Annotated in this window: 13 protein-coding genes; 5 read left to right on the top strand and 8 right to left on the bottom strand. The window is 71.7% G+C overall.

Annotated features, from left to right (window positions below; genetic code table 11):
• Positions 1 to 6: 6 nt before the first annotated feature.
• Both IEY91_RS18205 and IEY91_RS18200 read left to right on the top strand, forming a co-directional pair.
• The gene (locus IEY91_RS18205) at positions 7 to 693 is read left to right on the top strand and encodes a DUF2848 domain-containing protein (protein WP_164327567.1); all 687 of its coding nucleotides are present in this window, start codon (positions 7 to 9) and stop codon (positions 691 to 693) included.
• A 61-nt stretch (positions 694 to 754) separates the two neighbouring features.
• Complete coding sequence (locus IEY91_RS18200) at positions 755 to 1,633, top strand: SpcZ (protein ID WP_229697054.1); 879 nt, start codon at positions 755 to 757, stop codon at positions 1,631 to 1,633.
• A gap of 48 nt (positions 1,634 to 1,681) precedes the next feature.
• Here the strand turns inward: IEY91_RS18200 and IEY91_RS18195 are convergent, their stop codons facing one another.
• From IEY91_RS18195 to IEY91_RS18175, 5 genes are all read right to left on the bottom strand, one after another.
• Entirely contained in the window at positions 1,682 to 2,554 is an 873-nt protein-coding gene (locus IEY91_RS18195; protein WP_189174788.1) for a TauD/TfdA dioxygenase family protein, read from the bottom strand.
• Between the two features lie 97 nt (positions 2,555 to 2,651).
• Complete coding sequence (locus IEY91_RS18190; protein WP_189174787.1) at positions 2,652 to 3,371, bottom strand: hypothetical protein; 720 nt, start codon at positions 3,369 to 3,371, stop codon at positions 2,652 to 2,654.
• Entirely contained in the window at positions 3,337 to 4,386 is a 1,050-nt protein-coding gene (locus IEY91_RS18185; protein ID WP_189174786.1) for a GSCFA domain-containing protein, read from the bottom strand. Before IEY91_RS18185 ends, IEY91_RS18190 begins: the two co-directional genes overlap by 35 nt.
• Positions 4,383 to 13,862: a non-ribosomal peptide synthetase gene (locus tag IEY91_RS18180; protein WP_189174785.1), complete on the bottom strand. Its 9,480-nt coding sequence runs from the start codon at positions 13,860 to 13,862 to the stop codon at positions 4,383 to 4,385. Before IEY91_RS18180 ends, IEY91_RS18185 begins: the two co-directional genes overlap by 4 nt.
• A complete protein-coding gene (locus IEY91_RS18175; protein ID WP_189174784.1) occupies positions 13,862 to 17,914 on the bottom strand; it encodes a non-ribosomal peptide synthetase in 4,053 nt (1,350 codons plus the stop codon). The genes IEY91_RS18180 and IEY91_RS18175 overlap by 1 nt, the downstream gene beginning before the upstream one ends.
• Positions 17,915 to 18,496: 582 nt before the next feature.
• On the opposite strand from IEY91_RS18175, the gene IEY91_RS18170 reads away from it, so the two are divergent.
• The 3 genes from IEY91_RS18170 (at position 18,497) to IEY91_RS18160 (ending at position 20,778) form a co-directional block, all read left to right on the top strand.
• The gene (locus IEY91_RS18170; RefSeq protein ID WP_189174783.1) at positions 18,497 to 19,057 is read left to right on the top strand and encodes a GNAT family N-acetyltransferase; all 561 of its coding nucleotides are present in this window, start codon (positions 18,497 to 18,499) and stop codon (positions 19,055 to 19,057) included.
• 218 nt (positions 19,058 to 19,275) lie between these two features.
• Complete coding sequence (locus tag IEY91_RS18165) at positions 19,276 to 20,505, top strand: FAD-dependent monooxygenase (RefSeq protein ID WP_189174782.1); 1,230 nt, start codon at positions 19,276 to 19,278, stop codon at positions 20,503 to 20,505.
• Positions 20,506 to 20,778 carry a serine hydrolase domain-containing protein gene (locus IEY91_RS18160; protein ID WP_189174781.1) on the top strand — a complete coding sequence of 91 codons (273 nt, stop codon included), beginning with the start codon at positions 20,506 to 20,508 and terminating at the stop codon, positions 20,776 to 20,778.
• Between the two features lie 804 nt (positions 20,779 to 21,582).
• Here the strand turns inward: IEY91_RS18160 and IEY91_RS18155 are convergent.
• From IEY91_RS18155 to IEY91_RS18145, 3 genes are read right to left on the bottom strand one after another with little or no spacing between them, the layout of a single operon-like run.
• On the bottom strand, positions 21,583 to 22,650 hold the full coding sequence (locus tag IEY91_RS18155) for an alpha/beta hydrolase (protein ID WP_189174780.1): 1,068 nt from the start codon (positions 22,648 to 22,650) through the stop codon (positions 21,583 to 21,585).
• A gap of 43 nt (positions 22,651 to 22,693) precedes the next feature.
• On the bottom strand, positions 22,694 to 23,461 hold the full coding sequence (locus IEY91_RS18150; protein ID WP_189174779.1) for an ABC transporter permease subunit: 768 nt from the start codon (positions 23,459 to 23,461) through the stop codon (positions 22,694 to 22,696).
• Positions 23,458 to 24,390, bottom strand: a complete 933-nt coding sequence (locus tag IEY91_RS18145; RefSeq protein ID WP_189174778.1) for an ATP-binding cassette domain-containing protein — start codon at positions 24,388 to 24,390, stop codon at positions 23,458 to 23,460. The genes IEY91_RS18150 and IEY91_RS18145 overlap by 4 nt, the downstream gene beginning before the upstream one ends.
• Positions 24,391 to 24,442 lie beyond the last annotated feature (52 nt).

Raw genomic sequence — 24,442 nt, 5'->3', positions numbered from 1 at the left:
GCGCCCATGGCCACGCTGACCTTCGAACTGCCCGACGGAACCCGCCGCGACGTCGAGGTGGTGCAGGTCCTCAACGCCGGGTACGCCGGCCGCAGCCAGGACGACGTCGCCGCCCACGTCGCCGAGCTCGCCGCCCTCGGCGTCCCCGCCCCCTCCGTGACCCCGGCCCTCTACCCCGTGTCCCCCTACCTCGCCCAGCAGACCGACCGCGTCGCCGCCCAGCACGCCCGCACGTCCGGCGAGGCCGAGTGGGCACTGGTCGTGGCCGCCGACGGCGAACTCCTGCTCACCGCCGCCTGCGACCACACCGACCGGGACCTGGAGGTGCACGGCGTGGCCTGGAGCAAGAACGCGGGCCCCGACGTCCTGGCCCGCCGCGCCTGGCGCCTGTCCGACGTGGAGGACCGCCTCGACGCACTCACCCTGCGCGCCTGGGTCACCCACGAGGGCACGGAGACGCAGATCCAGAGCGGAACACTCGCCGAACTCCTGACCCCGGGCTACTGGGTGGACGTCCTGCGCTCCCGCGAGGCCCTGCTCCCCGGCACGGTCCTCATCTCCGGCACCATCCCCATGACGGAGGGCGTCGACCAGTTCGCCGAGGGCTGGCGCGTGGAGCTCACCGACCCCGCGACCGCGGACACGATCCACCTCGCGTACGAGGTCCGGCCGATGCCGGAGCCCATCGGCTGAATGCGTAAAGTGGCCGTCTTCGCACTGGAACGGACGAGATGAGGGCAGGTTGATGGGCCGCATGGGACGGACGGGCGTCGTCGCTGAATCGTTGGACGAGTTCGTCACCCGGCTCGCGGCCGGTCCTGTCGGGCCTGCCGTTCCCGATGGTTCGGTCCGGCCGGAGCGGGCGGACGGAGGCAGCGACGGCTCACCGGCGGGCGGTGCCGGCTCGTCGATGCCGTCGTGGCTCGCCCAGGTCGCCGCCGCGCTGTACTGCGGGCAGGGCGGCGACGCGGCGAATGTCTGGGCACGGCAGATGTATGACGGGCTGGTGCGGCTCGGCGGGCAGGTGCCCATCGACGTGGTCCACGACTGGCATGTGCGCACGGTCGCCCCGATGTTGGTGCAGACGAGCGTGCGACGCGGCTTGGACGGGGCCGCGCAGGAAGCCGCGCGGCGGCTGCACGAGAAGGCGCTTGAGGGGGAGCGCGTCGAGGAGCGGGCGTGGCGCGAAGCGCTGGGAGCCGCGTTGGGCGAGCTCTACCGATACGCGTACGCCTACGCAGACGCCTACACCACGGCCTCCGTCAACGCGCGCGCTTACGCCATGGACAACGACTACGGCGAGGAGAAGGCCGCCGAGTTCGCCACCATGTACGCCAAGCTCAACACCGACGCCAACGCCCGCTCCTACGCGGACGCCAACGCCCTGGCGAACGCACGGGCGCTGGCGGCCGCGTTCGCCGCGGGCGACGAGCAGGCCTTCGCCGAGGCGTATCCCTTCGCGTATGCCCATGCCTGTGCGCTCGCCCATGCGCAGCCGAACGAGGGGCAGGCCCAAGAGCAGGACGCGCAGGAGACCCGGGACGGCGCGGACGTCCGCGCCGAGCAGTACCGCTCAGCGTGCGGACGGCTCGGCCAAGGGCTTGCCGAGAGCGTGGGCCGGGCCGCGGGCTAGGAGTCGGCCTCGGCCGGATGCACCCCGGCCGAGGCCGACCGGTTCGGCTCAGGCCGTGGGCCGGTGACCCCGGATGGCGACGCGCTGGCCGTAGCGCGAGTGCGGGAAGTAGTCCCAGATCGCGTGGTGCTGGACGCAGCGGTTGTCCCAGAACACCAGGGTGTTGGGTGTCCAGCGGACCCGGCAGTGCAGCAGGGCCGTGTTGGTGATGTGCTTGACCAACATGTCAATGACCGCCCGGCTCTCGCCCTTCGACAACTGCTCGATGTGCGAGACGTACACGCCGTTGATGTAGAGGAGCTTGCGGCCCGTGTCGGGGTGGCGGGCGATCACCGGGTGCGCATGCACGGGCACGTCGTACTCGGGCGGCGGGGTCTTCCCCTCCCAGGCGAGCAGGCCGTCGTGGACCGCGGTCATGGGGTCCAGGAGTTCCTTCATCGCGGGCGAGAGCATCTCGTAGGCCAGATGCATGTTGGCGAACATGGTGTCGCCGCCGCAGCCGGGCTCCGGGGTGCGGGTGATGTACAGCATCGAGCCGAGCGACGGCCTCAGGTCGGCGGTGCCGTCGGCGTGCCAGCCGTGTCCGGCGACCGCGCGCGAGTTCTTGTCGGCGCTGATGTCGAGGATGTGCGGGTCGGAACCCTCGACGGGCAGTGTCACCGGGTGCAGTTCGCCGAAGCAGCCGGCGACCCGCTTGTGGTCCTCGCCGGTCAGCGTCTGATCGCGGAAGACCAGCACGTGGTGGCGGAGGAAGGCGCGTTTGACCTCGGCCACCTGGTCGTCGGTGAGTTCCTTGGCAAGGTCGAGGCCGGACACCTCGGCGCCGATGACGGGGGTCAGCGGCTCGACGGTGATGGTGTCGTAGACCTCCGGCGGCCTCGTGGTCACCTGCTCGATGGCGTCCAGCGCGAACTGTTCCATTCCATCCTCCTGACAGTCTTGGTGGTAAGTGGCGGTGAGTAAGTGGCGGTAGGCCAAGGAGCCTTGGAAGTGTGCGGTGTTCAGCGTCTTTTGAGGTTCACAGGCCCAGAGCCAGGAGTTCGGCCAGGATCAGGCGGCCGAAGGCCAGGTTGCCGTGGATCGTGTCGGTGGCCTCGCTGAACTCGGGGCGCTGGAAGCCCTCCCCGTCGGTGACGCGGGCGCGCAGATCCACGACTTCCACGCCGAGTTCCAGCAGGGCGCGGCGCGTCACGTCCTGCGCCGCCATGAACACCACGGGGTCCGACATGCCGGGCACTCGCTGCGGCGGCATCACCGAGACCACCCGCAGGCCCAGCGCGCGGGCGTGCCCGTAGAACGCCAGGGCGTCGCGGACCGTCGCACGGACGAGATCGTCGAACAGGCGGCTGGCCAGGAAACCGGGTGCGAAGCCGCCGCCGGGCACCCGGTAGATGTCCCAGTTCGCCGTCGTGGCGATGAAGTGGGAGCTGAAGCCGAAGGTGCACACCAGGGGCGCGGCGAGCCCACCGAGCCCATCGACGCCCAACTCCTCAAGGAATCCGCGGTAGAGGGCGTCCGTCTCCGGTTTGCGGAAGGCGACGTCGTTCTCGCGTACGTCGAAGAACTCGGCGTTGAACTCGCGCCCGGCGCCGACCGGGCCTCCGGAGAACGGAATTCCGGCCGCCTTCGCCGCCCGCCCGATCGGGCCCGCGTGCGAGTCGCCGAGCAGCAGGAACCGGGCGGCGGCCGACCCGGCCGCGGGGTCAGCGGGGGCTGTAGTAGTCGAGTACGGCGTCATCGCACCAGAAGTCCTCTCCAGGGGTGGGCTCGGCGGGGCGGGCGGCATCCGGGTGCGACGCGGCCGGGCGACCGGCGAGGGCGTCGAAGAACTGGCCCATGACGAAGTCGACGCCGTCCGGCGAGACCGTGCGCAGGTTCGGCTCGAAGAACTCCGCCTTGAAGGGGAAGCCGGTGACGATCTCGTACGCCGGGAAATAGTCGACGTGATCCAGCTCGTGAGCCAACTGCCCGGCCACCGCCCGCAGAACGGACTTCGAGTAGGTGGTGGCCGTGAGCACATGGCCGCCGGTAGCCGTCGCGGTGAGCGGCACCGGCGAGACGGTCAGCAGCACCCGCAGACCCGGATTGGCGGAGCGCGCGAGCTCGATGGCGGCCGACAGGTCGCGATACACCTCGGCGAAGGTGAAGTTGTGGAACGCGTGCCGCTCGGCGTCGTACGTGCCACGCACCGTCCCGGGGCAGACGGGGTAGACGGCGCCGTGCGCGCGGCCGTGCCAGGCTTCGGTCAGGCCCAGGGTGAACACGAGGCAGTCCGCCTCGGCGACGGCGCCGCGGATCGCTGCCAGAGTCCCCTCACGCGCTTGTGTCACCTCTTCCGGCGACGCGTGCCCGTCGGGTTCGACGGACGGGCGGAACGGGTCGAACCAGCGGCCGTCCTCGCGCCACACCTCCTCGGGCGGGGCGCTGTCACCCGACGCCCAGGACAGCCACTGCCGCAGGGCCGCGGCCGTGTAGACGTTGCCGGTACGGAACGAGAACACGCCGTAGTGCCGGTCCCGCCGCTCGGCCTCCGTCAGGCCCGGCGGGGCCGGTTCGGCGTCGCGCCAGTTCATGCCGCGCTCAAGGAGGGTGCGGCCGATGTGGCGGGCGAAGCACGACCCGGCGGTCAGGATCACGTCGTCCTGCCCGACGGCGAACTTGGGGGTCCACAGGCCGCCGATGGCCCGCAGGTCGGGATCGGCCACCGCGGTGCGCCAGAAGGCACGCGGCGGCAGTGATTGATAGGGGGTCATGCGGGGCCTCGGCTCGTCGTGCGATGGGGCAGGGGATCGGGAAGGGATTCTGCGTCGACGGCGTCGGCCACCGCCCGTACCTGTGGCTGTCGGACGATGCCGTAATGCGTGGTGTCGAGCACGTCGCAGGACCGGAGCCCGGGCAACTGCGCCTGCCACAGGCGCTGTTGGGCCTCCGGCGGGCCCAGAGCCGGCAGCCCGTCGACCGGTTCGCCCGCGAGCCAGACGCGCGTGGGCGTGACGGTGAGCGGGGGGAGCTCGTGCCGCGCCAGACCCGCCACGTTGGCCCGGCAGCAGCGGGCCAGGCGCTCGGCGTACGCCGTCGCCTCCGCGCTCACCGGCGCCCCGGCGGTGCTCTGGCTCAACTCGTGCTCGAAGACCGCCTCGAACTGCGTCTCGTCGTACGCCTGGAAGTGCCGCGCGGCGTCCGGAGGCGGCGGGTCGAGCAGATACAGCCCGTCGGCGGGACGGCCGGACGCCTCCGCCTCGGCGGCCATGGCGTGTGCCACCCAGGCGCCGAACGACCAGCCCGCGAGCCGCCATCGCCACTCGGCGTGCGGGAAGCGCGCTTGCAACGCCGCGTGATAGTGCCGGGCCCGCTCGGCGATCGACCAGGGAGGCAGGTCGGTCCGCCGCAGTGCGGGGTCGGCGATCAGACAGGCCGTCAGGTGCGGGGCGAGGGCGGTCACCAGGGCGCGATAGGCCTGGATGTCGCCGCCGACCGGATGGATCAGGCACACCAGGTCCCGGCCCGTGCCCTCCTGCCAGACCTCCACGACGACCGGTTCCGCGGCGGGGAGGCCACCGGGCGCGGCCTCGGCGATGTGCGCCACGATCTCGTCCACGCTGACCTGGTGGCTCAGCCGGGACAGGTCCAGGGCGACGCCGAAGTGCTCCTCCACCGTGGCGATCAGGTCGAGCAGGGTCAGGGAGTCGGCACCGTGGTCGTACAACGACGCTTGCGGGGCGAGTTCGTCGAGACCCAGCAGGCCGCACAGGGTGTCGGTGAGCCGGGACGTGACCGTGGCGGTCGGCGCAGTGCCGTCCTGGCGTTCGTCCCGCGAGGTTCCTCGCAGGCCCTGTGCCGCGTCCGCCGGTGCCGCGTAGAACGCGCGCGCCCGCTCGATGTCCGTGGTGGAGACGAGCAGGTGGGGCAATTGGAGCCGCAGCGCCCGCGCGAAAAGCCGCTGGCCCTCCTTCTCCGCCAGGCCGACCGCGAGGTGGGCCTGGTGCCGTGCGTCCGATCGGAGGGCGTCGCGGGCCATGCCGACCTCGCTCCAGATGTCCCAGTTGATGCCGATGCGTGCCGTGGTCTCGGCGGCTCCGGAGCGGTGGCGGGCGAAGGCGTCAAGGAGACCACTCGCGGCGGCGTAGTCGAACTGACCGATGCCGCCGAACAGCGCCGACATCGACGAGCAGTACACGGCGAAGTCCGGCTGGAAGCGTTCGATCAGCCGCTCCGTCAGCAGCGCGCCCTGCAGCTTGGCCGCCATCGCCTGCCGCATCGCGGCACCGTCACGGCGCGTGATCAGCCCTCCGCTCGCCTCACCTGCGGCGTGCACCACGCCGTCGACCCGCCCGGCGTGCCGCTGGATCCGGGCCAGGACCGTCTCAAGCGGCTCCGCGGCCAGGTCGGCCTCGATCAGCTCGACACGGTCCGCCCACTGAGCCAGGTCCGTCGGCAGTCGTCGACGGCGGGCCAGCAGGACGACCCGGCAGTCGGACTGCGCGAGCAGCCAGGCGGCCAGGGCGCAGCCGATGCCGCCGGTGCCGCCGAGGATCACGTACGTGCCGGGCTCGCTCGAGAACACGTCGTGTGCTGGTACGTCGGATATCAGCACGCCGGGTTCTGTCACCTCGGGTGCGGGCACCGGAAGCAGCGCCTGCCGCCACCAATAGCCCTGCCGCAGCGCGAGCCGCCGGGGGAGTGCCACCGAGGCGTCGGCCTCGGCCAGCAGGCCCCCGAGGGCGGCGGCCCAGTCGGCCGGGTCTCCGGTGGGCAGGTCAAGCCAGCGATCGTCGGCGGAACACTCCTGCCGCACCACTTCCGCGGCGCCCGCGAGCAGCCCCAACTCCGGTCGCCGCACGTCGCCTTCGACCGGCTGGGTGCCGTACGACAGCCACCAGGGCCGCAGTCGCACCGACTCGGGCAGGGCGTCGGCTGCCTGCATCAGGGCCGCCGGAGTGTCCAGGCAGGCCCACTGTGCGCGAGTGAGGGCGTCCTCGCCGACCGGTCCGGCCACCGCGAGCGGAAGCGCGTGCAGCCAGTCGATGCCCGCCCGGCCCCCGTCGGCCAGTGCGCCCAGGAGCTGCCGTAGCGATGCCGGGTCGGCGGGATCCACTTCATAGACGTCCTCGGCGAGCCGGGCGAACGCCGTGGCGGCGCTGACCCGCACCACCCGCTCGTACCCTGCTTCGAGGGTGCGCAGCGCCTCGGGCGCCAACGGCGTGGCGGTCATGGCCACCAGCAGTCCGGACGCGTGCGGTCCGGGAGAGGTGCGGGCGCGGCTCAGCCTTACCCAGTGCGGCTGATGCAGCCAGCCGGCTTCGGGGAGACGTTGAGGCCAGTCGGACTCCGGCAGTTCCTGCGGCAGCCCGTCACCTTCCCGCTCGTTGCGACCCAGGCTCGTGGGCGCGGCGCGCCGGAAGTCGTACTTGGTGAGGTCGAACGCCGGTGGCGGGAAATCCCAGGGGGCTTGAGCCGGTCCCTGCGGCCAACGGACTGCCCGCCCGCGCATCCAGGCCTCGGCCAGCTCGGCGGGCGTGTGGTCCTCGGCGGCGCAGGTGTCGTCGTGGGGCGTCACCTCGGAGCCGGACACGGTACGCAGCCAGGCCACGGCGGCCTCGACGTCAGCGTGGACCGCCGCCGCCCGTCGGCGGAGCGAAGGCCGTCCGGCTTGCAGGTGACGCAGGACCTGACCGTACGCCTCGGGCCGGTCGGCGAGGTAGTCGGCGATGCGGGCGGCGTCCGCGCGCAGTCCCGAAGCGCCGCTGCTGGACAGCACCAGACAAGGGACGGAGGGGAGTCGGTGGGGTGGTTCCGCGGACTCCTGCGGCCGGTCCGCCCCGTACGTCTCGGCTGCTTCCAGCACCAGATGGGCGTTGGTGCCGCCGATGCCGAAGCTGCTCACGGCAGCCACGCGCGGCCGCCGGGCGGGCCAGAGGCGCGCCTCGGTCGGGATGTAGAACGGCGCCATGTCAGAACCGAGTCGGGGATTGAGCCGGTGGAAGTCGACGTTGGGCGGGATCACGCCGTGGTGCACCGCCAGGGCCGCCCGGATGAGACCGACCACGCCCGCCGCGGCGCCCAGGTGCCCGATCTGGCTCTTCACCGACGCCAGCGCACAACGTCCGGAGCCGCCCGGGCCGTCGGGCCCGGAGTCGGCAGGGTCGGAGCCGGATCCGTCCAGCCCGAAGGCCTGCCGCAGCGCTCCGACCTCGACCGGGTCCCCGAGCCTCGTACCGGTCCCGTGCGCCTCGACGTACCCGAGATCGGCACCGGAGTGCCCGCTGCGCCGCAGCGCGGCACGGATCACCTCGCGCTGACCGGCCAAGGACGGCGCGCTGTAACTGAGCTTGCCGGAGCCGTCGTTGTTGAGGGCCGAGCCGGTGACCACCGCGTACACGGTGTCGCCGTCGCGCCGCGCACGGGACAGCGGCTTGAGGACGACCACGCCGACGCCGCTCGCGCCGATGGTGCCGTCGGCGTCGTCGCTGAAGGGGCGGCAGTGCCCGTCCTTGGAGAAGATGTGCTGCGGGCGGTACGTGTAGCCGTCGGTCAGCAGCGTGTCGACGAGCACCCCGCCTGCGAGCATCACGTCGGCGTCGCCCTGGCGCAGCAGGCCTGCCGCGACGTGCACGGCCACGAGCGAACTGGCGCACGCCGCCTGGACGGTGAAGGCCGGGCCCGACAGGTCGAGGTGGTAGGCCACCTTGGTGGTGAGGAAGTCCTTGTCGTGGTGGATCGCCATCTGGAAGCTGTCAGGCAGCTCCGCCGGGTCGGCCTCGGCGAGCAGGGACTGGAAGTAGGTGTTCTCGCCGCAACCGGCGACCAGGCCGACGCGCTGGGCGGCCGGGTCGGCGATGCCGGCGTGGGCCATCGCCTGCACCGAACTCATCAGCAGATGCCGCTGCTGCGGGTCCATCAGACGGGCTTCCTGACGGCTGATGCCGAAGTGCTCCGGGTCGAAGGACAGGAGCTCCGACATCTGGCTGCGGGCGCCGACGAGGCCGTCGGACGCGTCGAAGTGCTCGATGCCGCGGGCGCCGGTGCGTACCAGCTCCCAGAACGCGGCGAGGTCGTCGGCGCCGGGCAGACGCACGGCCATGCCGATGACGGCGATGGGCTCGTCGGCGGGGGCTAGGGGGACCGGGGTGCCCGTGTCGGGCGCGTCCGGCTGCGGTCCGGCGTCCAGGAACGCGGCGAGCCGCCGCACGGTCACGTGCTCGAACAAGTCTGGGATCGTGAACGGCAGGTCGGGCTCGGCGGCGCAGCGCAGGTGGAAGCGCATCAGGTCGAGGCTGGAGGCACCGGCGTCGAAGAAGCGCTGCTCGGGGTCGACGGGACGCCCGACCACCTGCTCGAAGAGTTCGCTGAGCCGGGACTCACGCGGGGTCAGGACCGGCCCGGTGGCGGCGTGCGACGGCCGCAGCTCCTCGCCGGGCGCGGTGAGCGCCGCCCGCCGGTCCAGCTTCCCGCTCGGCGTGAGCGGCAGCCTCTCCAGGCGCCGGAAGCGGTCGATCCGTACGTACGGCGGCAGCAGGGGCGCCAGATGACGGGCCAGGTCCTCCGGGGTGGGCAATGCCGAGCGGGTCCGCACCGGTGCCACGGCTGAACCCGCTGCCGGCCCGGCGTCCCCGTCACGGAGTTGTACGCAGGCGACCAGCCGTTCGCCGTCCTGGACGGCCACCGCGTTGACGACCTCCGGATGCCGCAGCAGCGCCGCCTCGACCTGCCCGAGCTCCAGGCGGTGGCCGCTCAACTTGATCTGCTGGTCGTCGCGGCCCAGGTAGTGCAGCAGACCGTCCCGGTCGAAGCGGGCCAGGTCACCGCTGCGGTAGAAGGTGCCGTGACCGGGCAGATCGATGAAGCGTTCCTTGTTGAGCGCGGCGTCGCCCAGGTAGCAGGGTGCTGCCATCGACCCGCCGATGAGCAGCCGACCGGGGCTCCCCGGTGGTACGGCTTCGTCGGCGTCGTCGACGACCCGCAGCCAGGCCCCCGTGACCGGGCGACCGATGGCCGGACGCTCCGGCCAGGCCGCGGGGTCGCCCTCCAGACACAGGCTGCACACCACGTGTGTCTCGGTCGGCCCGTAGTGGTTGAAAAGACGTGTCCCCGGCATCCCGGCGAACCAGCTTCTGATGGCGTCCGTGCACAGCAACTGCTCGCCCGCGGTGATCACTTCGCGCAGCCGCGAAGGGTGGCGGCCGAGGCGGACGCCGTGTTCGGCGAGGACCTGCAGGGCCACGTACGGCAGGAAGAGGCGCTCGACCCCCGCCGCTTCGAGCTGATCGAGGAGCGCCGGGGCGTCCTGGCGCAGGCTCGGGTGTACGAGGTGCAGCAGACCGCCCCCGCACAGCGTGCCGAAGATCTCCTGGAAGGAGACGTCGAAGGACAGCATGGAGAACTGCTGGGTGACCGCCGCTGCCGCGAGACCGCCGGACTCGCGCTGCCACTGGAACAGATTGCACAGCGTGCGGTCGGGTACCTGCACGCCTTTGGGGGTGCCGGTGGAGCCGGACGTGAACAGGATGTACAGCGGACGCCGTCCGTCGTACGGCGGCACCGGGACGTCGTTCTCCGGAGCCGTGGGCGGATGGGCGGTGAGCGTGACGCGGTGGCGCGGCAGCGTCTCCGGGTCCGGGGCGAACGCGTCGAGCGTGCCCGCGTCGTCCGGCGGGACCAGGACGCACAGCGGCTCGACCTGGTCCAGGATCTGCCGCAGCAGGGCGGGCGGATAGGACGGGTCGAGGGGCACGACGGTCAGGTGCAGCCTGGCCAGCGCGAGCAGCGCCACCACGTGCTCGATCGAGGGCTGGAAGTACAGGGCGACGTGGCAGGGACCGCTGCTTTCCGGCGGCAGCGGATGGTCGCGGCGCAGCTCGGCAGCCAACGCGGCGGCATGCCCGTCGAGTTCGGCGTAGGTCAGCGTGCGATGCCCGGCTGTCAGCGCCGGGGCGTCCGGTGTGCGGCCGACCTGGCGGGCGAAGCCCTCGGCGATGGTCGTGAAGGCCAGGGGCGCCGTGGCGGCGCGGCCGGGCTCGGGCAGCGAGCGGCGATAGGGCGTCACCAACTCGGTCAGGGTGGGATCGGTGCCGTCGGCCAGCAGGTCGAGACCCCGGCGGAACAGGCCGTCCAACGCCGCCATCTCGTCGACGCCGAAGTACCGCGCGTCGTACTCCCACAGGCAGTCGACACCGGCGCCGTGCTCCACCACCGACAGGGTCAGCGGACACTTCGCCTCGGCCGGCGCCGGCCACTCGGGACGGGCCTTGCAGCCGGGCAGTGAGAGCGCGCCGAAGTCGGTGTTCTCCAGGACGAAGAGAAAGTCGAACGGCGCCCGCCCGGCCCATGACCTCTGGTCGGCCAGGACATCGGCGAGGGCGACGTCCTGCCGGTCGAGCACCGGCTGGACGGTGGCGGCGTGCTGCCGCAGTTGGGTACGCAGCCCTTCGCGAGGAGAGAGGTCCAGCGGCAGCAGCACCGTGTTCGCGAACATGCCGACGCCGGACTCGAACTCCTGCACCGGCCGACCCGCGACCGGCCCGGCGATCCGAGGCCGGGTGCGCCCCGTCGCCCCGTACAGGCTGAAGGAGAAGACGCTCAGAAGGAGCTGGAAACGGGTGAGGCCGAGTTCGGCGCAGAGCCGGTCGAGCGTGGCACGGCGGCTCGCGTCGAGCGACGTGCGCAGCAGTCGGCCGTCGGCCCGGCTCGCGGGGCGGACGGGCTCCAGCGGGGCGGTGTCCATTGTCAACGAGCCGTAATGCTCTTGCAGTTGAGCCCGTTGAACGCGATACGTGTCGCTGGTGTGCCATGCGGTCTGCCAGGCCGCGTAGTCGAGCGGAGTCGGAACCGAAGGCAACTCGGCTTCTCCCTCCAGCCCGCTGCCCGCCGAGAGCTCTCCCTGGCGTGTGCCACCCACCGAGGCCGCGTACTCCGCCGACAGCTCACCGAACAGCACACTCAGCGACCAGCCGTCGACCGCGATGTGGTGCAGAAGCAGCAGGAGTTCGCCGCCGCCCGGGCGCGGCAGCCAGCACGCCCGGAAGAGCCGGGGCGTCGCCAGGTCGAAGGGGGCGGCAAAGAATTCCTCGGTGAACGCGCGGCGGCCGTCCTCATCGCGCAGTGCGGCTTCCGTGGGCATGGACCACGGGTCGTACGCGTCGCCGACCACCTGCCGCAGCCCATCAGACGTGGCCTCGAAGGCGGTACGCAGCGCCGGGTGCCGCACCACGAGACGGCACAAGGCGTGCCGCAGCGCGGCCGTGCTGACCTCGCCGTCCAGACGGAAGACCAACGGGACGTTGTACGCGCGCGAGCCCGGGTGCTGCTCCTGGAGCAACCACAGCCGCTGCTGCTCGGACGTGGCCGACGCGGCGCGTGCACCGGTGGGGGCGGCCACCGGCGGATAGGGCACGGCGTCCTCGGCGCGGCCCGACTCGATCGCGTCGGCCAGCTCGGCGAAGTCCCCGCGGAGGACCAGGGCTTGGGGCAGCTCGCGGCCCCAGCGGCGCCGGACCTCGAAGCGCAACCGCAGCGCCTTGAGCGAGTCTCCGCCGCTCGCCACCCATCGGTCACCGAGGCGGAGGTCGGTGACCCCCAGGACCTGGCTCGCCAGATCGAGCACCTGGCGCTGCCACGGCGTGACGGATACGTCCTGCGGGCGGTCGGTGTCGGCTCGGGTCCAGGGGGCGTCGTCGCGGCACAGCAGTGCCGACTTGTCGACCTTGCCGTTGGAGTTGAGCGGCAACTCCGCCACCCGGTAGGTGCGGTGGGGCCGCATGTACGCGGGCAGAGCGGCGGTCAGATGCCGGTCGAAGTCTTCGTACGACAGCTCCGCGCCGGGCACGAGATAGGCCAGGAGCTCGTTGACACCGTTGTCGTCGTGGCGCGTGCAGACGTACACCTGGCGCACCGCGGGGTGGGCCGCGATCTGACGCTCCAGCTCGCCCGGTTCGACGCGGAAGCCGCGGACCTTGACCTGGCGGTCGGCGCGCTCGACGTACTCGACGAGGCCTTCGGCGCCGACGCGCACGAGGTCACCGGTGCGGTAGTGACGGCCGTGCCCGCCGTCGTGCCAGGGAAGGGCGACGAAGCGGCGCTCGGTCTCTTCCTGCAGGTCGCGGTACCCAGCCGCCAACGCCTCGCCCGACAAGTACAGTTCGGCCACTTCTCCGGGCGCGGCCGGACGGCTTCCGTCGACGACCGGCAGCGCCTCGGTGCCGGGCAGTGGGCGCCCGATCGGGATCACGTCGCCGTCGAAGTCACGGGGGATGGGGTGGCAGAGGGCGAATGTGGTGGCCTCGGTGGGGCCGTAGACGTTGTGGAGGCGGGTGGGGCTTGCGGGATTGTCCCGGTACCACCGGCGGATCAGACGGGCGTTGAGCTGCTCGCCGCCCACCAGGACCTGGCCGATGCCGGAGAAGCAGTGCGGCACCTTGTCGACGATCGCGTTGAACAGCGCCACGGTGATGAACAGGACGTCGACGCGCAGGCGTTCCAGCTCGGCGGCCAGGACGTCGGGAGTCTGCACCGTCTCGTCGCGAAGGATCACACAGCGGCCGCCCGTGAGGAGCGGCACCCACACCTCGAAGCTGATCGCGTCGAAGGCGGGGTTGGACAGACAGGCGAAGCGCGCGCCTTCGACCGGCCGGAGGTAGCCGGGGCGCGCCAGGCGCAGGATCCCGGCGTCCCGCACCTCGACGCCCTTGGGGCGGCCGGTGCTGCCCGAGGTGTAGAAGACGAAGGAGACGTCCTGGCTGTTCGGAGCGGCGGGTTCCTGGGAGCCCTCGCCGCCGTCCGCGGAGAGCAGCGAGTCCACGGCGAGCGGCCGAACTCCCTGGGGCAGGCCGACAGGCGCCTCCGTCCCGTGCACCACGGCGACACTGCTCGAGTCCGTGAGGATGTGGTCCCGACGCTCGGGCGGGCTCTGGGCGTCGAGCGGCACCACCACCGCGCCGAGGCGCAGGAGTCCGAGCATGGCGCAGACGAGCTGCCAGGAGCGCGGCAGACAGACCGCGACCGCCTGACCCGGGCGTATGCCGTGATGGCGCAGGGCCGCGGCGACGGCCGCGCTCGCGGTGTCGAGGTCGGCGTAGGTGAGGGTGCGCTCGCCGTCGACGACGGCGATGGCGGCGGGGTGGCGGCGGGCGCCGGCCAGGACGGCTCGGGCGAGGCCGGTCTCGGCGAGGTGCGGTACGGCGTCGGCTCCTTGCGAGGGCCGGGGCGGGACCGGAGACTGTGGTGCGGTGTTCATCACGACTCCCGCGCCGGCACGATCGGCGCCTGCGGCGCGACGTCCTGCGTCAGGCCGGCCCCGGTGAACGGGCGGGACCGGGTGAGGCGGTCGAGCTCGGACTCGATGGTCGCGGCGACCCGCGGCACCTCCGCGGACTCCAGCATCTCCCAGTGATCGCAGTCGACGGGCTCCACCAGGAAGTCGCCGTCGGCGCGGCGGCGCCAGAAGTCCCGTAGCTCTTGCAGGAGATCGTCCGGCACGTCCTTGACGGCCTGCATGAACACCGTCCGGACGGGCGACGACCGCGGCACATGGTCGCGCGTGGTGCTCCGGTTGTGGTTGTAGATGTGGAAGTACTGCTCGATCTGCCGGTCCTCGATGCCCGGGTACATGCCGTTGAACTTCACGAGCTTGTCGCGGAACTCCGCCATGTCCGCCGGCGCGACGCTCGCGCGCCGCTCGGCGTCGTCCGTGCCCGGCGTGTCGAGCAGTACCACACTCACGTCGGTGCGCCCGGCCAGGGCCAGGCGGCGGCCCATCTCGTGGGCGACCAGGCCGCCGTAGGAGAGACCGGTGAGGATCAGCGGCGCGTCGGGGAGCGGCTCGATGAGTTCCAGGTACGCGGCGGCCATGGCCTCCACCGTGGGCAGGAACGACTCTCCGGGGTTGACGCCGGGGGACTGGATTCCGTGGACGCCCACGGACTCCGGCAGCGCCTTGGCCAGCGACAGGTAGCAGAAGGCGGTGCCGCCCGCCGGGTGCACGCAGACCACCTGGGCGCGGCCGTCGCCCGCGCGCAGCTCGAGGAGGTTGCTCGGCGGGGCTCCCGAGTCGCCACGGCGCAGCCGTCCGCCCAGCTCCTCGATCGTCGGATGGCGCACGACGTCACGGATCAGCAGGGTCTCGCCGAACGCCTCGCGGACGGCGTGGGCCAGCTTGATGGCGGAGATCGACGTGCCGCCGATGTCGAAGAAGCTGTCGCGGATGCCGATCTCGGACCGGACGAGCAGCCGCTGCCATATCTGGTAGAGGGTCAGCTCGATGTGGTCGCGCGGGCTGGCCAGGTTGACCTGGGCCGGACGGTCCGCGCGGGCCCGCTCGAGGAGTGCCGCGCGGTCGAGCTTGCCGTTGGACGTCTGCGGCAACTGCGGCAGTTCGACGAACAGGGCCGGGATCATATGGGCCGGAAGCCGACGCGCGAGGGCGGCCCGCCACTCGGCCACCGGCCTCGGCGCCGCGTCGCCCACGGCCACGGCGGCGACCAACTGCGGTTCACCGGCGCCGTCGCGATCGGCGACGACCGCGGCTTCCGTCACACCGGGCTGGTCGAGCAGCGTCGCCTCGATCTCGCCCAGTTCGATGCGGAAGCCGCGCAGCTTGACCTGGTGGTCGCGACGGCCGACGTACAGCAGATCGCCGCCCGGAAGCCAGCGGGCCACGTCCCCGCTGCGGTACATCCGTCCGCCGGGAACGAAGGGATCGGCGACGAACCGCTCGGAGGTCAGGCCGGGGCGGCCCAGATAGCCGCGGGCCAGACCGGCGCCGGCGAGGTACAGCTCGCCCGCCACACCGATGGGTGCCGGCCGCAGCCGCTCGTCGAGCACGTAGGCCCGCGTGTTGGCCACAGGCGGGCCGATCGGCGCCTGGCGCGCGAGCGGACGCGGATCGAGATACGCGGTGCAGTACAGCGCCGTCTCGGTGGGGCCGTAGCCGTTGAGGACGCGCAGGCCCGGCAGCACCTGCTCCAGCCGGTGCAGGCCGTCCTCCGGCAACGGTTCGAGGCCCGTGACGATGTACCTCAAGGACAGCCCGGCCAGGCGCTCCTCGGGGTCCTCACAGATCCACTTGACGTACGCGGGCGGCAGCAGCACCTCCACGATGCGGTGCTCGCGCAGCCAGCCCATCAGCGCCTCGGGGTCGTCACGCACGTCCCCCGGCACCAACCGCAGAATGCCGCCGCTGGTCAGAGGCAGCATCAGCTCCTGGAGCGAGGCGTCGAAGGCGAAGCTCGGCCACATCGCCGACACCTGGCCGGGTGTCGCCCCGAACTGCGACAGCCAGTAGTCGAGGAGGTTCAGGATGCCGCGGTGGGTAGCGGCGACCCCCTTGGGGCGGCCGGTCGAGCCCGAGGTGTAGATCACGTACGCCAGGCCACTCGGCCGGAAGCCGCGGGCGGGTGGGTCCTCGCACCACCCTTCGGCCTCGACAGCGGTCAGTGGCAGCCAGTCGTCGTCCGGCGGCACGGCATCATTGCTCAGCACCAGCACGGCGTCGGCGTCCGCCGCCATGCCCGTCAGCCGCTCCGCGGGCAGCGAGGGATCGAGCGGAAGGTAGGCCGCACCCGCCTTGAGGACGCCGAGGATGCCCACCACCAGATCCACGGAGAGATGAGTGTGCAGACCCACCACCTGCTCGGCGCGCACACCACGGGAAAGCAGGGCCTGCGCCAGGCGGTTGGCGCGCCGGTCCAAGGTGGCGTAGTCGAGCCTTTCGCCCTCGTGGATGACGGCGATCTGGCCGGGACGCTTACGTACCTGGGCCTCGAAGCGCTCGACGAGACCGGAAGGGGGCGTGTGCGTGAGGTCTGGGACGGCGAGGGGTGTGGCCGTTCCGGGGCGCGCCGGGTTGTTGAAGTCCGCGAGCACCTGTCGACGCTCCCGCTCGTCGAGCAGCGTCAGCTCTGCCACCGGGCGGTGGTCTGCCTGGACCATCTGCTCCAGCACATGACGCAGCCGTCGGCCGTACCGCTCGGCCGTATCGGCGTCGAGGAGGGCCGTGGCGTAGTCCAGGCTCCCGGTGATGCGGCCGTTCTTCTCCGTCAGGGACAGGGCCAGGTCGAACCTGGCGACGGAGTGCGCCGACTCCAGCGGCGTCGCCTCGATCCCCGGCAGCGCCATCTCGTTCTCCTCGCCGCTCTGCCAGGCGAACATCACCTGGAAAAGCGGCGGGTGGGCGAGGCTGCGGGTGGGCTTGACCAGGTCGATGACCTGCTCGAAGGGCAGCTCCTGGTGCCGCAGCGCGGACTGCGTCACCTGTTGCACGTGCTTGAGCAGTTCGGTCACCGTCGGCCCCGTGGAGAAATCGATCCGCAGCGCCAGGGTGTTGACGAAGAACCCGATCAGGCCCTCGAAGTCGGCGCGGGGGCGATCGGCCGCGGGCGTGCCGATCACCACGTCGGACTGCTCCGCGAGCCGCGCGAGAACCAGCGCCCACCCGGCGAGGACGGTCATGGACAAGGAGCAGCCGTTGCGTCTGCCGAGGTCCTGCAGCGCGGCGGTCAACTCCTCGTCGAGGCAGAGCGACATCTGCCCGCCGCGATAGTCCTGCTCGGCCGGGCGGGGCCGGTCCGTCGGCAACTCGAGGACCGTCGGGGCGCCCGCCAGGGCCTCCTGCCAGTACGTGCGCTGCTCGTCCGCGGCCCCTTCGGACAGCCACTGCTGCTGCCACGCCGCGTAGTCGGCGTACTGCACGGGCAGTGGCAGGAGCGGGTCGGGTGCGCCGTCGCGGAACGCGGCGTACAGGGCACTGAGCTCCCGCGTCAGAATCTCCACCGACCATCCGTCCGACACGATGTGGTGCATCGTCAGCAGGAGGACGTGCCGGTCGGCGCCGAGCGTCACCAGGCGGCTGCGCAGCAACGGGCCGCGCGCCAGGTCGAACGGCGCGGTGGCCTCCTCCCGCCGCAGCAGCGCGAGCCGGTCTTCGGCGCGGGGGACGCCCGCCAGATCCTCATAGGTGAGAGGGAAGCCGACGTCGGCCGGATCGATCTCCTGGAACACCGCGCCCGCCACGGTGACAATGCGCGTGCGCAGCACCTCGTGACGGGCCACCAGAGCGTCGAGCGCTCGACGCAGTGCCGTGCGGTCGAGAGTGCCGCGGAGTTCCACGGCCAGGGGTATGTGGTACGCGTCGCTCGCGCCCCGCATGTGCGACAGGAACCACAGCCGCTGCTGGCCGTGTGAGGCCGCCAGGGGGAGGGTGCGATCCGCGTGCGGGATGGCGGTCTGCTTCCGCGTCGCGCTCGGTCGCCGCTCGGAAGGAGAACGATGGGCACCTTGATTCGCGGACAAAGCTGACTCTTCCACTCTTGGGGCTAATTCACAGAGGTGACTGGAATGGGTCGCGGGATTTCGCTCAGCGGGGTCGGCCGAGTCCCGGAGGAGTTCCGAAATGCAATCGATGAGCTGGCAACTCGAGTGAGGACATATCGAGAAACGGTGTAAGGATCCAAGGGCGTGCGCACCAGGGAACATGCGCCATGCACGGAATGGTCGGATTCGCCGACGAAAGCTCTCGGCATGCCATGTGACCTGCTGTAGAGCGTTAATACCTCCGAGTAGTGCCTGAATACGTCCCCACAGCAGAGGGGAACCGTCGCCCTGTGAACGCAAGGTGGCAGTCGCATCGTCGACAGATGGCGACTTTCAGAGGTGATGATTGATCAGGCCGTCCGAGTCTGTCAATGCCCGGTTGATCGCGCTCTCTGGGACTGCGCCGTAAACTCGCTGATCCGGCGCGGACTTCATGAAGTGGTCATGAGGAACGTCATAAATTTCCGCCGAGGTATTGCCTGTTGCGGCCGATGCCGCCCCCGGTAGTCGACCGTTACCCTGCGCGAGTCGCTGCGCCGGCTGTTTGAGACGCTCTGTGCCATGTTCCAGACGATTCTGCGTACCGAACGGGCCCGGCTGGTCCCGCTGTCCGACGAGCATCGCGAGTATCAGGTCGAGCTCGACGCCGACCCTGAGGTGATGCGTTACCTGGGCGGCACCCGCACCCGTGAACAGGTGGAGAAGAAGCACCGCGAGACGCTCGCGGAAGCAAACCAGATCCCCGGTCTGGGGTACTGGGCGGGATTCGCCGAGGGGGACTTCGTCGGCTACTGGATCCTGCGGGCGCCGGACTCTGACGGCCAGGAGCCAGTGGAAGAGCAGGCCGAGCTGGGGTTCCGGCTTCTGCGGCGTTTCTGGCGCAAGGGACTCGCCGGCGAGGGGTCGCGTGAGTTGATTCGGCACGGGTTCGAAGACCTCGGGCTGACCCGGATCTTTGCCAGGGCGTCGGCGGCCAATACCGCCTCCCGGGCGACGATGACCGCTGTCGGATTGCAGTGCGTCCGTGAATTCCACGCAGACCCCAGCTACTTCCCGCCGGGCACCGACCTCCGGGCGGTCGAGTACGCGATCACCCGAGAGCAGTGGGGTGGCCGACAGTGAGTCAGGTGGAGCCGACCGGTGCGGGGACGCCAGCGGGTGACCGTTCGCCGGGCACAGGAGTGACCCGTCACGGCACAGGGGTGATCGCCGAAAGCCCTAATACCGGTATTTAGGGCAATCGCGTACGCATGGTGCTACGGTCCGTTGCGATTCGGCAGCCATGGCGCCGCCGCAGAGCGGCCATGGAACCGTGTAGCAGCCCACAGAACCGTGGAGAGGTGTGCGTGAAGGTCGTCTGCGTCGGAGGCGGGCCCGCCGGCCTGTATCTCTCCATCCTGTTGAAGCGGCAGGACCCGTCCGCCGAGATCACCGTGTACGAACGCAATCCCGAGGGCTCGACGTACGGCTGGGGCGTCACGTACTGGCGCGGGCTCCTCGACAAGCTGCGCGCGCACGACCCCGAGTCGGCGCGCGCAGTCGAGGAGCACTCGGTCCGCTGGAGCGACGGCGTCGCCCATGTGCGGGACGGTGCACGTGACCTGACGACACGTCATCAGGGCGACGAGGGGTTCGGCATCGGGCGCCACCGGCTCCTGGAGATCCTCGCGGGTCGGGCCAGGGACCTCGGCGTACGCCTTGAGTTCGCCCACGAGATGACCTCGGACGAACTGCCCGGCGACGCCGACCTCGTGGTCGCGGGCGACGGACTGCACAGCGGCCTGCGCACCCGCGACGCCGACCACTTCGGCACCGACGTCAAGGCCGGGCGCAACCACTACATCTGGCTCGGCACCACGAAGGTCTTCGACGCCTTCACCTTCTCCTTCGTGGAGACCGAGCACGGCTGGGTCTGGTGCTACGCGTACGGCTACGGCGCCGAGGGCAGCACCTGCGTGATCGAGTGCGCCCCCGAGACCTGGGCGGGCCTCGGGCTCGACCGCGCCGGTGAGGCGGACGGGCTCGCCGTGCTCGAGAAGCTCTTCGCCGACCTGCTCGACGGCCACCGCCTCATCGGCCGCCCCGCCGGCGACGGCAGGCCCCAGTGGCTGACCTTCCGCACCCTCACCAACCGGCGCTGGTTCCGCGACAACGTCGTCCTGCTCGGCGATGCCGCCCACACCACGCACTACTCCATCGGCGCGGGCACCACCCTGGCCCTGGAGGACGCCATCGTGCTCGCGGGCGCGCTGCGCGAGCACACGGACCTGCCGCTCGCCCTCGCCGCGTACGAACAGGAGCGGAAGTCCGCCCTCCTGTCGATCCAGAGCGCGGCCCGCTTCAGCGCTCAGTGGTACGAGCACCTGCCCCGCTACATCCAGCTGCCCCCGCACCGCATGTTCGCCCTCCTGGGCCAGCGCCACTCACCCTTGCTGCCGCACGTCCCGCCCCACCTCTACTACGGCCTCGACAGGGCCGTCGGCCGCCTCAACGCCCTGCGCCGCCTCAAGCGCTGGCTGGGCCCGAAGCTCGCACGGGCCGTCCACGCGCGGGCGTTGGCGCCCAGGTAGATGGAGCGCACCAAGGCGCCCGGGTCGGCCTATGCCGTCGTCAGGGGCGACGAGGTGGCCCATCGGCGCACCTGGGGGAGTGACGGGAACGGGGCCCCGATCACGTCCCGAACGCCCAACCAGACCAGCGGCATCTCCGAACGCGAGGGTCTTGAGCGGTCCGACCGCGGGGACAACGAGCCGGGCGGTGTCGAGCGCAGGGCGCGGAGCCTGGTCGGGGTTCCCCTGAGCGGGCCGCCGGGGGAGCGGCACCGCTACAGCGCCGCGGCTTAGCAGCCGGCCACCGCTACTACTTCGGCAGTCCCCAGCGCTACGGCCCCGCCTTCGACACCTCCGGCGTCCCCTACGGCTACCTCGGCGCGTCCCTGGAGGACATGAGCCGCTTGGCCGCCGTCCAACTGGGCGCGAAACAGGACGTGCTGTCCCAGAAGGCGATCCGTCAGACGCACACCGGAACCGTGCCGGTGCACGACAAGCAGCGGTACGGCTTCGCCTGGCGTGACGACTCCTTCGGCGACCTGGACGCCCGCGTGGTCTGGGCCGGCGGTGCGACGCCCGCCTATCAGGCCATCGTCGTGCTCGCTCCCGAGAAGCGGTTCGCCGTCGTCGTGCAGCAGAACATCTACGGCACCCAGAACGACGACGTCTTCGTGTCCACGGGTCTGGGCGCCCTGCGCATCCTCCTCGGCGCCGAGCCCGAACCGGGTGCCACCGCCGCGTGGTTCGGGCAGTCCCTCGCGACACTCGTGGCCGTCGCCGCGCTGCTGGGAGCGGCCTTGGCGTGGTCGGTCTTCCGGCTCGTACGTCCCCGCGCAGGCCGGACGCGGAGTCGGCGCCGGGCGCTGGTGGGCGGGGTGCTCGCCGTGACGGGAAGCCTGTCGCTGGCCGCCGCGGCGTACTTCCTGGCCCCGGAGCTGATGGGCGCCGGCCTCCGCCAAGTGCGCCTCTTCGCTCCCGACTTGGGGCAGTTGCTGGTCGGGGTGACCGCGCTGGCTTGTGCGCTGGCGGTGGTGCGGGCTGCGGTCACCGTCCGCGGGCTGAAGGCCTTGCCGCGAGGCGGCGGCGGAGGGGCGGCGGTCAGGAAGCCGGTGCGAGTGCGCGCAGCAGCATCGGCAGGGACCGGTGGAACTCCCTTGCCCAGTACGGCGGAGAGTGCGTACCCGCGTAGAAGTGGGTGGTCACCGGGACGCCGGTCGAGCGCAGGCGGTCGGCGAGCGCCCGGGACTGGCGCGCCATGAGTGTCTCGGTAGGGGAGACGGCGTCCTCGGGGAAGGGGTCCGCGGGATCCTCGAGGCCAGGGATCACCGGGTCGGGCTCCACACCGGGCGGGTCCAGCGGGCCCGCGGTGCCGTCACCGGCGGACAGGTGCACGGGGACTCCGCGCAGGCGGTCGGCGAGGTAATAGGGGTCGTGGGCCCGCCAGTTGGCGCGGTCGATGACCGGATCGCCCCACAGTGCCCGCCAGTCGAGCCCCAGGTACGTCATCCCCGCCTTGATCGCGTGCGGGTGACGCGAAGGGTGCACGAAGCCGCTGTAGCTCGCGACGGCGCGGAACAGTCCGGGGTGACGCGCCGCGTACGACAGGGCACCGAACCCGCCCTGCGACTCGCCCGCGGCCGCGCGACGCGTCCCGGCGCCGTAGCCGCGCTCCAGAAGGGGACGCACCTCGTCCAGGTGGAAGGTCTCGACGGCGGGCGGGCCGCCCCCGCCGCCGTTGAACCAGTCGGTGTAGAAGCCGAACAGCGGCATCTCGGGCATGACGACCAGGACGTCGCGCAGGTGGGGCAGCTCCTGGATACGGGAGGCGTAGTCCTCCGTCCAGGCCTTGTGGTTGCCGTCGCCGCCGACCAGGAGATACAGCACGGGCCAGCGGTCCTGGGGCTGCCGCCGCTCCCAGCCCTCCGGGGTGAGCAGCCGGACCTTCGCGTCGCGTCCCAGCGCGGGCGAGGACACCGTCAGATCGCGCAGGCGCGGGCCGAGCTGCCGCTCCGCGATCACGCGGGCGCCGTCCGGCGCGGCCTTGAGCGTGCTCGCGGGCGCCTCCTCGGCGGCGGCCGGACCACCGGCACCGGCTTTTCCCGGCAGGAGCAGGACGATGAGGGGCAACAGGGCGAGCAGGGACCGGAGATGAGACTTCTTGCGCATGAGCGTGCCCTTTCGGCGGCGGGAGGGGTGAGGAGGAGGAACGTCAGGTGTCCCTGCGTCGCAGCACGCCCGCAGCCGTGAGCAGCAGCACCGCGGTGTACCCGGCGACCAGCCACAACGACGGCCACGGGCCGAGGCTGCCGACGGCATCAGCGGTGGCGTCCGAGGTCTGCGTCAGCTTCTCCAGCGCCGCGGTCGGCGAGACCCCCGCGACCCAGCGCCGGGCGTCGCCGAAGAGCGGCCCGAAGAGCGAGGGCAGCAGAAGCAGCCCGATGACGGTCGTGACGGCACCCGCCGAGTGGCGTACGAGCGTGCCGACCGCGAGACCGAGCAGACCCGCCACGGCGAAACAGCCCGCGACACCGAACAGCGCCGGAAACGGCTCGCCCTGGGCGTACTTGCCGGACGGCAGCAACGCGTCACCGAGCAGAAAGGCGACCGTGCAGGAGAGCAGACCCACCGCGTACATCACGCTCGCGATCAGCGTCGCCTTCGCGCCGAGGACGGTCGCGCGGCGCGGGTTGGCCGTGAAGGTCGTGCGCAGGGTGCCGCTACCGTACTCGCCGGTGACGAGCAGCGCGCCGACCACGGCCGCCAGCATCTGGGCGACGACGGACAGAGTGAGGCTGCCGCCGAGCACGGTGTCGTCCGCCCGCAGGCTTCCGGTCGCGGCCACGAACACCGCGCCCACGACCGGGGCGAGGGCGGTCGCGAGCGTCGTCCAGACCGTGGAGCGGACGCTGCGGAACTTGATCCATTCGTACGTGAACGCCTGCGGGTAGCCCGCGCGGGCAGGGGTGGGCGTGGTCATCGCCGGGCCTCCTCGGGGTGCTGTGCGGCGGCCCGGTACTCGGTCGCGTCCTGGGACAGGGCCGTGTAGACCTCCTCCAACGAGGAGCGGGCGGGGGTGAGTTCGTGGATCGCGAGGCCGTGGTCGCGGGCGAGGTCGCCGATGACGGCGGGGTCCGGGCCCTCGACGCGCAGGGCGCCGGTCGCGGCGAGGGCGACGGTGGCGCCCCTGGCCTCAAGGAGGGCACGCAGGCGCTCGGGCCGCGGGGAGCGGACGAGCGTATGGGCGCGGGAGTTGGCGGTGATGAAGTCGTGCGTCGTGGTGTCCGCGATGAGCCGTCCGCGGCCGATCACGATGAGGTGCTCGGCGGTCAGCTCCATCTCGCTCATCAAGTGGCTGGAGAGGAAGACGGTGCGGCCTTCGGCGGCGAGGGATCTCATCAGGTCGCGGATCCAGCGGATGCCCTCGGTGTCCAGGCCGTTGACCGGCTCGTCGAGGATCAGCACCTCGGGGTCGCCGATCAGCGCGGCCGCGATGCCCAGGCGCTGGCCCATGCCGAGCGAGAAGCCCTTGGCGCGGCGCCGGGCCGTGGCGGGCGGCAGGCCGACCAGGTCAAGGACCTCTTCGACACGGCGGCGCGGGATGTTGTTGCTCGCCGCGAGCCCGGCCAGGTGCTGGTACGCGGAGCGGCCGCCGTGCACACCCTTGGCGTCCAGGAGCGAACCGACCGCGCGCAGGGGCGCGGCGAGGTCGGCGTAGCGCCGGCCGCCGATGGTCACCCGGCCCGAACTGGGGGCGTCCAGGCCGAGGATCAGCCGCATGGTGGTGGACTTGCCCGCCCCGTTGGGGCCGAGGAAGCCGGTCACGCGGCCCGGCCGCACGGCGAAGGTGAGACGGTCCACGGCGGTCTTGTCGCCGTACCGCTTGGTGAGTTCCGTTGCCTCGATCATGCCCTCGACGCTAGGGAGAACGGGGCCGGGCGACATCCGCCGCCGGGAGTCG

It is taken from the genome of Streptomyces lasiicapitis (assembly GCF_014646335.1).
GTDB classification, from domain to species: domain Bacteria; phylum Actinomycetota; class Actinomycetes; order Streptomycetales; family Streptomycetaceae; genus Streptomyces; species Streptomyces lasiicapitis.
The sequence above is the reverse complement of the archived record's forward strand: the minus strand, read 5'-3'. Positions and strand labels throughout refer to the sequence as shown.